General features: G+C 71.2%; 13 protein-coding genes. 8 read left to right on the top strand and 5 right to left on the bottom strand.

Annotated elements, in window-relative coordinates; translation table 11 throughout:
* Window positions 1-52: 52 nt before the first annotated feature.
* On the top strand, window positions 53-1,057 hold the full coding sequence (locus tag C7C45_RS25415; protein ID WP_110566223.1) for a quinone oxidoreductase family protein: 1,005 nt from the start codon (window positions 53-55) through the stop codon (window positions 1,055-1,057).
* A 110-nt stretch (window positions 1,058-1,167) separates the two neighbouring features.
* The gene (locus C7C45_RS25410) at window positions 1,168-1,740 is read left to right on the top strand and encodes a GNAT family N-acetyltransferase (RefSeq protein ID WP_208641320.1); all 573 of its coding nucleotides are present in this window, start codon (window positions 1,168-1,170) and stop codon (window positions 1,738-1,740) included.
* 102 nt (window positions 1,741-1,842) lie between these two features.
* Here C7C45_RS25410 and C7C45_RS25405 read toward each other — a convergent pair whose 3' ends face one another.
* Window positions 1,843-3,066 carry a helix-turn-helix domain-containing protein gene (locus C7C45_RS25405; RefSeq protein ID WP_244200561.1) on the bottom strand — a complete coding sequence of 408 codons (1,224 nt, stop codon included), beginning with the start codon at window positions 3,064-3,066 and terminating at the stop codon, window positions 1,843-1,845.
* Window positions 3,067-3,223: 157 nt separating this feature from the next.
* Between C7C45_RS25405 and C7C45_RS25400 the strand changes: the two genes are divergently transcribed.
* Entirely contained in the window at window positions 3,224-4,069 is an 846-nt protein-coding gene (locus C7C45_RS25400) for an alpha/beta fold hydrolase (protein WP_110566221.1), read from the top strand.
* Between the two features lie 186 nt (window positions 4,070-4,255).
* Here C7C45_RS25400 and C7C45_RS25395 read toward each other — a convergent pair whose 3' ends face one another.
* Window positions 4,256-4,681 carry a nucleoside deaminase gene (locus tag C7C45_RS25395; RefSeq protein WP_110566220.1) on the bottom strand — a complete coding sequence of 142 codons (426 nt, stop codon included), beginning with the start codon at window positions 4,679-4,681 and terminating at the stop codon, window positions 4,256-4,258.
* Window positions 4,678-5,529, bottom strand: coding sequence for an LLM class flavin-dependent oxidoreductase (locus C7C45_RS25390; protein WP_110566219.1), 852 nt, complete (start codon window positions 5,527-5,529; stop codon window positions 4,678-4,680). The genes C7C45_RS25395 and C7C45_RS25390 overlap by 4 nt, the downstream gene beginning before the upstream one ends.
* A gap of 182 nt (window positions 5,530-5,711) precedes the next feature.
* Between C7C45_RS25390 and C7C45_RS25385 the strand changes: the two genes are divergently transcribed.
* From C7C45_RS25385 to C7C45_RS25375, 3 genes are all read left to right on the top strand, one after another.
* Window positions 5,712-6,572 (top strand): universal stress protein, encoded by an 861-nt coding sequence (locus C7C45_RS25385; protein ID WP_110566246.1) that lies wholly within the window; start codon window positions 5,712-5,714, stop codon window positions 6,570-6,572.
* 67 nt (window positions 6,573-6,639) lie between these two features.
* On the top strand, window positions 6,640-9,033 hold the full coding sequence (locus C7C45_RS25380; protein ID WP_110566245.1) for a phosphoketolase family protein: 2,394 nt from the start codon (window positions 6,640-6,642) through the stop codon (window positions 9,031-9,033).
* 10 nt (window positions 9,034-9,043) lie between these two features.
* A complete protein-coding gene (locus C7C45_RS25375; protein ID WP_110566218.1) occupies window positions 9,044-9,901 on the top strand; it encodes a universal stress protein in 858 nt (285 codons plus the stop codon).
* A gap of 64 nt (window positions 9,902-9,965) precedes the next feature.
* Here the strand turns inward: C7C45_RS25375 and C7C45_RS25370 are convergent, their stop codons facing one another.
* The gene (locus C7C45_RS25370; protein ID WP_110566244.1) at window positions 9,966-10,955 is read right to left on the bottom strand and encodes an NAD-dependent epimerase/dehydratase family protein; all 990 of its coding nucleotides are present in this window, start codon (window positions 10,953-10,955) and stop codon (window positions 9,966-9,968) included.
* A 76-nt stretch (window positions 10,956-11,031) separates the two neighbouring features.
* Window positions 11,032-11,679 carry a TOPRIM nucleotidyl transferase/hydrolase domain-containing protein gene (locus C7C45_RS25365; protein ID WP_110566217.1) on the bottom strand — a complete coding sequence of 216 codons (648 nt, stop codon included), beginning with the start codon at window positions 11,677-11,679 and terminating at the stop codon, window positions 11,032-11,034.
* 204 nt (window positions 11,680-11,883) lie between these two features.
* Here C7C45_RS25365 and C7C45_RS25360 point away from each other — a divergent pair, with 204 nt between their 5' ends.
* Entirely contained in the window at window positions 11,884-12,816 is a 933-nt protein-coding gene (locus C7C45_RS25360) for an ABC transporter ATP-binding protein (RefSeq protein ID WP_110566216.1), read from the top strand.
* Window positions 12,813-13,535 (top strand): ABC transporter ATP-binding protein, encoded by a 723-nt coding sequence (locus tag C7C45_RS25355; protein ID WP_110566215.1) that lies wholly within the window; start codon window positions 12,813-12,815, stop codon window positions 13,533-13,535. The genes C7C45_RS25360 and C7C45_RS25355 overlap by 4 nt, the downstream gene beginning before the upstream one ends.
* Window positions 13,536-13,540: the final 5 nt, after the last annotated feature.

Here is a 13,540-nt window from a genome sequence, read left to right as displayed (position 1 = left end):
TAGCATTCTGAACTGAAGTTGACTGTCGGTCCATTTTAAGTGAGGGGTGGCCATGCGACGCGTCCGGTACTACGAGTACGGCGGGCCGGAGGTACTGACCGTCGAGGACGTCGACCAGCCGGTCCCGCAGGTGGGGCAGGTACTGCTGCAAGTCGAGGCGATCGGCGTCAACTTCGTCGACACCCGGTTCCGCCGTGGACCCGGCAGCGGCAGCATCTTCCAGCGCCCGCTGCCTGGCCGGCCGACCGGTGACGTCGTCGGCACGGTCACCCGGGTGGGCCCCGGCGTCGACCCGCAGCTGGTGGGCCGACGGGTTGCCGCGCTCGCCGAGGACGCGTACGCGGACTTCATCGTCGCCGAAGCACAATGGCTCGCCGCCGTCCCTGACCACCTCGATTCCGGTGACGCCAGCATGCTTGCCATGAGCGCCCCCGTCGCCCTGCGGATCCTTCGCGCCGCGCCGCTGAACTCCGGCGACACCGTCCTGATCCATGCCGCCGCCGGCGGCATCGGGCACCTCGCCGTTCAACTCGCCAAGCTCCTCGGCGCCGGCACCGTCATCGGCACTGCCCGATCATCACGCAAGCTCGACTTCGTACGGACCGTCGGTGCCGACGTCGCCATCGACTACGCACAACCTGACTGGCCCGACCAGGTCCGCGCAGCCGCCCCGGATGGTGTCGACGTCGTCCTCGACGCGGTCGGTGGACCGGTCCTGCAATCCAGCCTCGACCTACTTGCGCCCTTCGGCCGCGCCATGGTCTACGGCGCCGCGACCGGAGAACTGGAACAGATCCCCGTCGCCAAACTCTTCGCGCTGCGATCCGTTACCGGCTTCAACCTCACCGCTTGGCGCCATGCGAACCCGGACCAGGCGCGCCACGAGATGGACGAGATCGCCGACCTGTTCGCGGCAGGCCAACTGCGCACCACCGTGCACGCCCGCCTCCCACTCACCCAGGCCGCGACCGCCCACGAACTCATCGAGGCCCGCTCTCACACCGGCCGTATCCTGCTACTCCCAACGGTGTCCACACCCGAGAACACACGCTCATAGGCATCCGCACATCGCCATACGCCCATCTGACGATGTGGGTACGTCGGCGCGACTTCCTCGCGCACCTAGCCGATGTGCGGACGGTCACATGAGTGGCATAGACGCCTTGGGTGCACCTGCATGAGAGCATCAAGATCCTGAAGGTCAGGACCGGAACCGCACAGGACACCTTACGTGTCGCCAGCCTGCACACCGACAGTTGGCAGGCAGCGTATGCCGGCCTGATGCCGGCCAGCTACTTGGACGGCCCGCTGCGGGACCAGCAGGCAGGCATGTGGAAGAGCCGGTTGGCGCCTACGGCTCAGCGCGACGGCGACATGGCTGGCGGCCACCTGCTGATCGCCGAGCACGGCATGGACCTACTTGGCTTCGCCTACCTCATCCCCGGCCACGACGGACGGATCCTGCTCGACAACCTGCACGTCGATCCGGCACACACCGGCGGTGGTATCGGACGCTGCTTGCTACGGCACGCCTTGACCTGGGCCGCTACCACTCGCCCTGGCCAATCTGTGTATCTGGAAGTGCTACGCGACAACACCCGCGCGACAGCCTTCTACGCCAAGGCGGGCGGGCACGCCACAGCGGCCCGCCTGGCGCGCTTCCCCACAGGGTTCGAGTTGCCCGAGATCGAGTACACCTGGCATGCAGACGCCATCAACGCCTACGCTACGGGGCACTGAGACGACCCGGACGCGGAGCAATCGGGCGCCCTGGATCACCTTCGCTGAGAACCGACAACCGCGTTCCCGTCCCGTTGCCGCCTGGGCGGATGGTGCCTGGGTCTAAGCGCGAGGCGGCCGTGGGGTGTCGTGGGCGAGGGATTCGGCGAGGAGCCGCCAGATCTCAGCGGCCAGCGCCATGTTGCCGTTGCCCTGGGCCTGTTCGGCGAGGCCGCGCAGGCCGGCGATTGCTTCGTCGCGTGCGCCGTCCTGTAGCAGGAGCCGGTTGCGCAGCACGTCGAGTTCGATGCGGTGCTGGTAGGGCAGGAGCGGGTCGAGGTGGTCGAGCTGGTCGAGCATCGCGCGGGCTTCGGCGGTGCGTCCGGTCTGCATGGCGAGGTGCGCACGCAGGGACAGCAGCTCTTGTTCGATGGCGGGTGTTCCGGCCAAGGGGAGGCTGGCCTGGACTTCCTCCACGCGGCGGTGGGCGGCCTCGGTGTCCGGCGGGGTGGTTTCCAGGTTGAGTTTGGCCGCGCTGATCCGCAGGCGCGTCCACAAGGTGGGATTGTTCCGTCCGTCGAACCCTCGCACGGCCTCGCCGAGCAGCTCGGCCGCGGCGGCGGGCTCACCCTGGCGGAGCCGGATGCTGGCCGCGGTCCAGAGCGCCTCGGCCCACAGCGTGTCTGATCGGCCCTCGACGAGGCTGAGCAGTTCGTCGGTGTGCCGGCTGGCCTCGGGCAGCCGGCCGGCCTCAGCCAGCGCGGACACCACGGCCAGCAGGACGTTCGCCATGACATAGGGGGCCAGCGCGTTGTCCTTGGCCAGCCGGTGAGCCGCCAGCGCGGTGTCGACGGCGGCCGGGACCTCGCTGGTGGACCGCAGGCAGCGGGCCAGCTCGGCCAGCGCCCTGGCCTGCAACTCGGGCAGTCCGAGTTGGTCGCTGAGGGTGGTCAGCTCGTCCAGGCAGGCCCGCTGCTCGGCGTACTCCTTGCGGTGCCGGCGCCAGCCGGCGACCCGCCACAACGCCTGCCAGCGCAGCAGGGGGTCCTCGCCCTCGGCGGTGGCCAGCGCACCGGACAGCAGCTCGCCCGTCTCGTCAGCGCCGAGGCCGGTGGCGATGGTGAGGCTGCGCGCCAGTGATGAGGCGGTGGACTCCTCCAGCTCGTCGGTGCTGACGCCGAGCTGGCTGGCCAGGTGCGCCAGCGCGCGTTCGGTGGGCTGCCGGGCCCCGGACTCCAGCCGCGACAGGTAGCCAGTCGACATGCCGTCGCCGGCGAGCGCGCCCTGGGTCAGGCCCCGCTCGATCCGCAGTTGCCTGAGCCGGCGGCCGAAGGCTGGTTGCTCCACCACATCCCGAGCCTAGCCGGCTTGCCTCAACCATGGCAACAGACCCTGACTTAAGGAACCTCATTGGCAAATCCTGTTGGCAAACTATTGCCAACGCGCTGGCAAGTGTCGTAGCGTTCTGGGCATCGCAACCGAGCACGACACCCAGGAGCAAGTGATGAGCAAGAAGACCCTGATCTCCGGCGCCAACGTGGCCACTTCGGCCTGGACCGGCATGATTCCGGTCGACGACACCGCGCTGGCCGTCGCCGACACCGGCGGCCCCGGCATCCCGGTGGTCTACCTCAACGGCCAGTTCGCCACTCAGGGGTACTGGCGGCGGGTCATCGCCGAACTCGGCCCCGACTACCGGCACATCACCTACGACGAGCGGGCCCGCGGCAAGAAGTCGAAGCGTTCGGCGGACTATTCCTTCGAGGCCGCCGTCCGGGATGTCGATGCCGTTCTCGCCGCCAGGGGCGTGGACCGGGCGCTGCTGGTGGGCTGGTCCTACGGAGCGTTCCTCGGGGCACACTGGGCCAGCCGGAATCCGGAACGTGCCCTGGGTGCGGTCCTGGTCGACGGCGCGCAGCCGTTCGACTGGCTCGACGAGGCCATGGAGCAGCGGATCCGAAAGACGTTCAAGCGGTTGAACCTGTTCATGCCGCTGCTGCGCCCCACGGGCCTGACCCCACGGATGAGTGCCGAACAGATGGCGAACAGCAACATCGAGATCGGCAGACTCGCCCGCGAGCGCGAACTGGGCCCGGTGCTGGACAACATCGCCGTCCCGGTGCGCTACGTGGTCGCCTCGGGGACGTCCTTCGGAAGCAAAGGTGATGAGCAGGAACGGATCCGCGCCAGCCTCGATGCGGTGACTGAGCGCAACCCGAACATCAAAATCAGCGCGAAGGTCCCCAGCAACCACGGCGCGATCCTCAAGAAGGACTTCTCGGCCATCGCCGAGGCCGTACGCGAGACGGCAGCGGCGGCCCACGACCGGCAGGGTTCGTCGAGCCGATGACCGACGGGCTCACGATCGGTCCGGCGGCGCGTTCGCCGGCGCCGCCGGCGATCCCCACAAGAGCGCCACCGACGGCAGCGTCGCCCTGGCCTCCGCGACGCGGCGTCCTGGTGGGCCGGCCGCCCCGGATCACCTGCACTGAGAACCCCCAGATCCGTGGGGGTTCTCAGTGAGCACCGCTCGAAACTAGTAGTAGTCGTCGATCGGCTGGCGGGCCTCGTCGAACAGCGCCGGCCCCTCGTAGCGCACCGGGGGCAGCGGCGGGGTCGCCGGTTTGACCTCCTCGAACTGCTCGCTGGACAGGGCGTACACCACCCGGCCGAGGCCGGACCGGTCGATCGCGGTCGCGCACATCGGGCAGGGCTGGCAACTGGTGAACATGGTGGTGCCGGCGGCCACGTCGGGGGCGAGTTCCCGAGCGGCCCAGCGGGCCAGCTTCAACTCGGGGTGGGCGCTGATGTCCGAGTCGGAGACCACGGTGTTGTGGTCCTCGATCAGGACAGTGCCGTCCGCGCCGACAAGCAACGAGGCGAACGGGCGTTCGCCGGACGCCCCGGCCTGGCTGGCGAGCGCCACGGCGCGGCGGAGGAACTTCTCGTCGTCGGGGGTCATCGGTCCTCCTGGGATCGGTGGTACGCGGCCACGGCGGCGAGTGTCCGCCAGGCGCGTTCGGGCTGGCGGATCTCGGTCAGGTCACCGTTGAACGGATCGAGCACCACCGTCTCCGCCCCGAGCAGACGGATCCGGTCGAGGTCGGCGACGATCTGGTCGATGGTGCCGACACCGGCCAGCCGGTCCGGGGCGGTGACCGGTTCAGGGGTTTCCCGCAGTGCGATGCGCGGCATCAACGCGGGCACCGGGCGATCCAGTTCGTCGGCGATGACCTTCAGCCGTCCGGCGGCCTCGGCCAGCCACTCGGGCGTGCACCGCAGCGGGTGCCAGGCGTCACCGAGCAGCACCGCCCGGCGCATACCGGCGTCACTGTTGCCGCCGACCCAGATCGGAATCGCAGCCGTGTCGTAGTCGTCGGTGTCCCGCCAGGCCTCGCGCATGGCGTGCAGGTACTCGTCGGTCAGCGCGCCGCGCCGCCGGAACGGCACGCCGAGCGCCTCGAACTCCTGCCGGGCCCAGCCGACTCCGACGCCGAGGACGAGCCGGCCACCGCTGAGCCGGTTGAGGTTCGCCGCCATCCGGGCGGTGAGCAGCGGGTGCCGGTACCCGACGATGAGCACGGTCGTGCCCAGCCGGACCCGGCGGGTCACCCCGGCCAGCCAGGACAGCGTGGTGAACGGCTCGTAGAAGGGCGCCGGATACTGCTCGGCCACGTCCGGGGTGATCGCGATGTGGTCGGAGACCATCAGCAGGTCGAAGCCGAGACCCTCGACCGTCTGCGCCCACTGTCGCAACATGTCGGGGTCGGTACCCGGCCCGAAGTTCGGAACGTTCACGCCAATCTGCACGAGCCCTACGCTAGCCAGCGTGGACGCCTGTGAACATGGCCATGTCAGCGTGCACCTTCCCCCACCGCTAGCTGACGAGCTGCACCGAGAACCCACAACCGCCCCGCGGACGTGACCATCCGACTACCCTCGGTCAGGGACAGTGTGGTCGTGCCGGGCGCGACGCCCGGGAGGTGATGTCGATGGCCGCAGCCGCCGATGCAGCGGTGCTGGTCGGTCTCGGCTCGGATCTCGACCTCCCGGTCGTCGAACAGGCCGCGCAGGAGGCCGCCGCGCACGGCCGACCCCTGCACCTGCTGCACACCTTCGACTGGCACGCGGCCTTCGCCGCGGACACCGTCGCCGCTCCCCGTGCCGAGGCCGAGGATCTGATCACCCGAGCCGCTCAACTCGCCCACCAGGTCGAGCCGGAGCTGACCGTGGGCGGCGAGATCGTCGAGAGCGCCACGCTCGCCACTCTCATCCGCCGGTCCGAGGGTGCCTTCCTGCTGGCGGTCGGCGACAGCGGGATGGCCGGCAGCGGCCAGTGCGTCCCGGCCGACACGCTCGCCGTGCAGTTGGCCGCGCGGGCCGGCTGCCCGCTGCTGGTGGTCCGCCGCGAGCCGCCGCCGCAGGGCCCGGTGCTGGTCGGTGTGGACGGCTCGCCCAGCTCGCACCTCGCTCTGCAGTGGGCCGTGGAGTGCGCCGCCCGACGGGGCGCCCGACTGCTGGCGCTGCGCGTCGTGGAGTACGACGAGGACGTCGACGCGGTCGCCGAGCAGCTCAGCGAGGCCCTGGCCCGCCACACCAGCCGCAACAGTTCGGTGCCCACCGAGTGTCGGGTGGTTCGCGGGGACCCCGGTCAGGTGCTGGTCGACACGTCCCGTACGGCCCAGGTGGCGCTGGTCGCCGCCCGCGGCGACGAACCGGCACGCGCCATGCTGGGCGCGGTCGCCCAATCCCTGCTCTACCACTCCCCCGCCCCGGTGATCGTCGTCCGGGGCCTGGCCGAGATGCCGCTGACCGGGCCCGACGCCCACCCGGTGCGGGACCAACGGCCCTGACCCGGGGCGTTCGCAGCGGCGAAGCTGGACGCCGGACGCCCCACCCCTACCCGCGAGAGGCAGCATGATGGACACCGCTCTCGACGTGCAGCGCGCCCTCACCGACGACGAACTGCGCCGCCTGGACGCCTACTGGCGCGCGGCGAACTACCTCACCGTCGGGCAGATCTACCTGCTGGACAACCCGCTGCTCCGGGAACCGCTGACCCCTGACGACATCAAGCCTCGGCTGCTCGGGCACTGGGGCACCAGCCCCGGGCTCAACCTGATCTACGCCCACCTCAACCGGGTGATCGTGGCGCGCGACCTCAACGCCATGCTGATCACCGGCCCCGGCCACGGCGGCCCGGCCATCGTGGCCAACACCTGGCTGGAGGGCACCTGGTCGGAGCGCTACCACGACGTCGCACGCGACGAGGTCGGGATGGCCAAGCTGTTCCGCCAGTTCTCCTTCCCGGGCGGCATCCCCAGCCACGTCGCGTCGGACGTGCCGGGTTCGATCCACGAGGGCGGCGAGCTGGGGTACGCGTTGAGCCACGCCTACGGCGCCGCGTTCGACCACCCGGATCTCGTGGTGGCCTGCGTGGTCGGCGACGGCGAGGCGGAGACCGGGCCGCTGGCCGGGAGCTGGCTCTCCAACGTGTTCCTCAACCCGGCGCGCGACGGTGCGGTGCTGCCGATCCTGCACCTCAACGGCTACAAGATCGCCAACCCGACGGTGCTGGCCCGGATCCCCGAGGCCGACCTGCTCGACCTCCTGCGGGGTTCGGGCTACCAGCCGTACGTGGTGGCCGGCGACGAGCCCGCCCAGGTGCACCGGGCCCTCGCGGCGACGTTGGACCGCGTGCTGGACGAGATCGCCGAGATCCAGCGACGGGCCCGCTCCGGTGGTGTCATCGAACGTCCCCGCTGGCCGATGATCATTCTGCGTACGCCGAAGGGCTGGACCGGCCCGCGCGAGGTCGACGGCACCCAGGTGGAGGGCACGTACCGCGCCCACCAGGTGCCCCTGTCGGGGGTCCGCGACAAACCGGCGCACCTGGCCGAGTTGGAGCGGTGGCTGCGCAGCTACCGGCCCGAGGAACTGTTCGACGCGACAGGTGCGCCGGTGGACGAGTTGCGGACGCTGCCGCCACGCGGTGACCGGCGGATGAGCGCCAACCCGGTCGCCAACGGCGGCGTGGTGCTGCGCGACCTGTCCCTGCCGGACTTCCGTGACTACGGCGTGGAGGTCCCCGAACCGGGCGAGCCGATGGCCGGCGCGACCGGGGTGCTCGGGCCGTGGATCCGCGACGTCATCAGCGCCAACCCGGAGACCTTCCGGCTGTTCGGCCCGGACGAGATCGCGTCCAACCGGTTGGGCGCCGCGTTCGAGGTGACCGGCCGGACCTGGGTGGCCGCCACCGTGCCCGGCGACGACCACCTCTCCCCCGATGGTCGGGTCATGGAGGTGCTCTCCGAGCACCTGTGCCAGGGCTGGCTGGAGGGTTACCTGCTGACCGGCCGGCACGGCGTGTTCACCAGCTACGAGGCGTTCATCCACATCGTCGACTCGATGCTCAACCAGCACGCCAAGTGGCTGAAGGTGACCCGGAGCATCCCGTGGCGGCAGCCGATCGCCTCGCTGAACTACCTGCTGTCCAGCCACGTCTGGCGTCAGGACCACAACGGCTTCTCCCACCAGGACCCGGGCTTCATCGACCACGTGGTCAACAAGAAGGCCGAGGTCGTGCGGGTCTATCTGCCGCCGGACGCCAACACCCTGCTCGCCACGATGGATCACTGCCTCCGCAGCCGGCACTACATCAACGTGGTGGTGGCCGGTAAGCAGGCGGCGCCGAACTGGCTGACGATGACCGAGGCGATCCAGCACACCCGCCGTGGCCTGGGGATCTGGGAGTGGGCCAGCAACGACGGCGGCAGCGTGCCGGACGTGGTGCTCGCCTGCTGCGGGGACGTGCCCACCCTGGAGGCGTTGGCCGCCGCCGAGCTGCTGCGCCAGCACCTCCCGGAGCTGAAGGTGCGGCTGGTCAACGTGGTCGACCTGATGCGGCTCCAGCCGGACACCGAGCATCCGCACGGCCTCACCGACAACGAGTTCGACACCATCTTCACCGAGGACCGGCCGATCATCTTCGCCTACCACGGCTACCCGTGGCTGATCCACCGACTCACCTACCGCCGCAGCAACCACGAGAACCTGCACGTGCGCGGCTACAAGGAGGAGGGCACCACCACCACCCCGTTCGACATGGTGATGCTCAACGACCTGGACCGCTTCCACCTGGTCATCGACGTCATCGACCGGGTGCCCGGGCTGGCCGCCCGCGCCGCGCACCTGCGCCAGCGGATGGTCGACGCCCGGCAGTCGGCCCGCGACTACACCCGTCGGTACGGCGAGGACGACCCCCAGGTCGCCGAGTGGCGCTGGGTCCGCGAGACCGACCCGACCAACCCCTGAGGAGTACGACGTGCGTGACGCGGAGATCCTGGTCGGCTACGACGGCTCCACCGACGCCTCGGTGGCCGTGGACTGGGCGCTGGAGGAGGCTCGGCACAGCGGCCAACCGGTGCGGCTGGCGTACGTCTTCGAATGGCTGACCGTGGCCGGCTGGGTCGGTCCGGGCGTGGCGCCCGGGGTCTGGCCGGACGAGACCGCCCGCCGGCAGGTCGAGGAGCTGGTCCGCAAGGCCGCGGCGGACGCCACCGCCACCCACCCCGGGCTGACGGTCACCGGCCAGGTGTACGACGGGCCACCTGCCCTGGTGTTGCAGGAACGCTCGGCCGAGGCCGGGATGCTGGTGCTCGGCAGTCGCGGCCACGGCGGATTCGGAGGTCTGCTGGCCGGGTCGACGGCGGTGTCGGTAGCCGCCCACGCACACTGCCCGGTCGTGGTGGTCCGGGACGGGGCCGACCGCGCTCCGGTCGACGCGTCGACCGGCCCGGTCGCGGTCGGCGCGGACGGCTCGCAACCGTCGCTGGTGGCCCTCGGCTTCGCGGCGGAACGGGCGGCGCAGCGGCAGGTGCCGCTGCGGATCCTGCACGCCTGGACACCGGGCCCTGGCGGGGCGGCCGGGGTGCCCGACGAGCGGGCCGCGGTGGAGCAGGCGCTGGAACCGTGGCGACGGACGTTCCCCGAGCTGGACATGACCGTCGACCTGGTCCCGGCCAGCCCGGCGGCGATGCTGATCGAGGTGAGTCGTGACGCGCGGCTGGTGGTGGTCGGCAGCCGGGGCCGGGGCGGGCTGGCCGGGATGCTGCTCGGCTCGGTCAGCCAGCAGCTCATCCAGCACGCCAACTGCCCGGTCGCGGTGGTCCGGGAACGCTGACATCGGCGAGGTGCTGGACCTGCCGGTGGTGCCGACCTGACCTCGGCACCACCGGCCCGCCCGGTCAGGCGAGCAGCGCCGCCTCCCGCTCGGCGTCCAGCCCCACCGTCACCCGGGCCGGACGGCCGGCGCGCGGCGGCACCGACCCGACCGAGCGCAGCCACTGCCAGGTGTCGGCGACCGTGTCGGCCACCGGTCGGCAGGTCAACCCCGCCGCGTACGCCTTCTCCACCCCGCGCTCCTGCAACCACCGGAACTCGTGGTCGCGCGGAATCCAGATCGGCAGATCGTTCCAGGGGACCACGCCGGCGGCCAGGATCGGCTCCGGGTCGGTCCACCGCAGCCGGGCGTCGGAGCCGGCCACCGCGACGACCGACGCCAGCAGCTCACCCATCGTGGTGTGCCCCGAACGGCTGATGACGTTGAACGCGCCGCCGATCCCTTCGACCGCCCGGTCGAGCGTCCACCCGGCCAGGTCGCGCACGTCGACGTACTGCACGGGCAGGTCCTCCGGGCCGGGCGCGAGCACGTCGCCACCGCGGGCCACCCGCTGTAGCCACCAGGGCAGCCGGCCGATGTCCTCACCCGGGCCGAGGATCAGCCCGGCGCGGACCAGCAACGCCCGCTCGCCGAAGACCTCGGTCGCGGCCAGCTCACCGCCCATCTTGCACTGCGCGTAGTCCCCCTCGGTTGCGTCGGCAGATCCATCCACTGTGGGCGCCTCCTCGCCGACGTGCGCGGGCACCGGTGGGGCGTACACCGAGCCGCTGGAGATGTAGGCGTAGTGCCCGACCGACCCGACCAGTACGCGGGCCGCTTCCCGCACCCCCCGCGGGGCGCCATCCCAGGTGTCGACGACCAGATCCCACTCGCCGCCCGCCAGAGCCGCCAGACCGTCCGGCTCGGTGCGGTCACCCCGCAACCGGTGTACGCCGGCCGGCACCGTGCCGTGCAGCCCCCGATTGAACACGGTCACCGACCAGCCACGGCGCACCGCCTCGGTGACCGTCGCCCCGCCCACGAAACCCGTACCGCCCAGCACCAGCAATCTCATGCGCTCCACCATGCCGGCGCGGGTCGGCGGATGGCACCTCTGTTCGCCGGTGGCGGATCTGCTCGTGGCAGAACCGTCAGGTGAGCAGCCGATCCAGTGGCCGTGGGATGGCCCCCGGGTCGCAGGCGCGGACGAGCGCGCGAGCGTAACGCGCCTTGCGGCCGCTCATCGTGCCCAGGAAGCGGCGCAGTTGCCGCTCGATCGTCCGCCCGCGCTGCGCGGGCTGGTTCTGGAAGACCCGGAACCTGGCCAGATCGCCCTCGGCGTCGATGACCCGCTCGACACCGGCGCTGCCGAGAGCGCGGATCAGCTCGTCCTCCAGGTCGGCCACGCACACGTGGAAGCCGAGCGCCTCCATCGCCGAGCGGCTCAGGTCGGTGCCGAAGCCGGCCTGCTCCAGCCCGCGCCGGAAGAAGCCCTCCTCGGCCTCGTCGCAGAGCCCTCGTACGGTCAGCGCCAGCCCCTGCCCGCCGAAGAGCCGCAAGTACCGGGCGACACCCATCGCGCCGCCGATCGGCAGGACGATCACACCCTCGCCGGCCAGGTCACGGTCACGCCGCTCAGCGAGGGTCTCCACCGCGCACTGGTCACTGAACCCCTCGACGAGCACGACGGTGCTCAGCTCGCCGGCCAGCTCGCGGGCCACTGTGGCGGCTGCCGCGACGTCCGTACCGCCGGCCGCCCAGCCGTGCACGGCGGCTCGGAAGCGGTCCGGCTCTCGCACAGGTCAGAGTCTCGCAAGGTCCGACCAGCACCGCCAGCGCGTTGTCAGGCATCTCCCTCGGCCTCGTCGTCGCTCGGCAGGTGGAGGTCCCTCGTCCACAATGCAGGAATGCCGCCCAGGGCATGGTCAACTGAGCCGCCGATTGCGAAACTGCTTCAATCTGGAGGCTGGCTCGACGTCGGCACAACCCGGACGGAGAAGGCGATGACCAGCCCACCGCTGTCCCTGCCGCAGCCATCCGCGCGGGCGCCCGAGTTCGGCCAGGACGCGCTCATCGTCTGCGAGAACCTGGTGCGGATCTACCAGACCGGTTCGATCGAGGTGCAGGCACTGCAGGGACTGGACCTGGCCGTGCAGAGCGGTGAACTGGTCGCCGTCGTCGGTGCCTCCGGGTCGGGCAAGTCGACGCTGCTTTCCATCCTGGCCGGCATCGACGCCCCCACCGCCGGGCGGGTCCGGGTCGAGGAGTGGAATCTGCTGGCGATGTCCCGCGCCGACCGGGTGAACTACCGGCGGCACACCGTCGGGTTCGTACGGCAGCAGACGGCGAGCAACCTGATCCCTTACCTGACCGCACGGGAGATGGTGGACCTGCCGATGACGGCGGCCCGTACCCCGAAGGAGGAGCGCCGGGAGCGCGCGGCCGAACTGCTGGACGGCCTCGGTGTCGCCGACTGCGCCGATCGGCGCCCCGGGCAACTCTCCGGAGGGCAGCAGATGCGGGTCGCGATCGCGGTGGCGCTGGCCAACCAGCCGCGGGTCCTGCTCGCCGACGAGCCGACCGGCGAGCTGGACGCCGCCACGTCCGCGGAGGTCTTCGGCGTGCTGCGGGACGTCAACCGGCGCTACGGCGTCACCGTTGTCGTGGTGACCCACGATCCGGAGGTCAGCGGCCAGGTCGAACGGACCATCGCGATCCGGGACGGGCGCACCAGCAGCGAGGTGCTGCGCCGCACCACCACCGACGCGGAGGGCGACACGCACATGATCGCCGAGGAGTACGCAGTGATGGACCGGGCCGGGCGGGTCCAGGTGCCCCGCGAGTTCCGCCAGGCGCTGGCGCTGACCCGACGGGTCCGGCTGGCCCTGGAACCCGACCACATCACGATCCGCCCCGACTCGGGAAGCGGCGAATGAGCGGCGAGCCGCTGCTGCGCGTGCGCGGCGTACACCGGCGCTTCCGCACCGGGCCGACCGTCGTACACGCCCTGCGCGGCGTGTCGTTCGACGTGGCCGCCGGTTCGATGGTGGCGCTCGTCGGCCGGTCCGGCTCGGGCAAGACCACCCTGCTCAACGTCATCGGCGGCCTGGACCGCCCGGACGCCGGCAGCGTGCACGTCGACGGTACCGACGTCACCACGCTCGACGAGGACGGCCTGTCCCGGCTGCGGCGCGAGAAGGTGTCGTACGTCTTCCAGAGCTTCGGGTTGATCCCGGTGCTGTCGGCCGCGGAGAACGTCGCGGCCCCGCTGCGGATGGCCCGTGTCGCCCCAACCGAGCGCGAGCGGCGGGTCGAGTTGCTGCTGGAGCTGATCGGCCTGGCCGACCACGCTCGACAGCGGCCGGCCGAGCTGTCCGGCGGCCAGCAGCAGCGGGTGGCGATCGCCCGCGCGCTGGCCGCCTCGCCCCGGCTCCTACTCGCCGACGAGCCCACCGGGCAACTGGACGCCGAGACCGGCCTGTCGGTGATGGCCCTGCTGCGCGGGATAGTGGAGTCCGAAGGCGTCACCGTACTGGTGTCGACGCACGACACCGTGATGATGGCCTTGGCCGACCGGGTGATCCGCATCCACGACGGGCACCTCGACGAGCAGGCGGCCGAGCAGCCGTACGCGCCTGTGCCGGACGCCGGGTGACGCGA

It is taken from the genome of Micromonospora arborensis (genome assembly GCF_003205615.1).
In the GTDB taxonomy this organism is placed as follows: domain Bacteria; phylum Actinomycetota; class Actinomycetes; order Mycobacteriales; family Micromonosporaceae; genus Micromonospora; species Micromonospora arborensis.
This window is presented reverse-complemented; position numbering and strand designations above follow the sequence as displayed.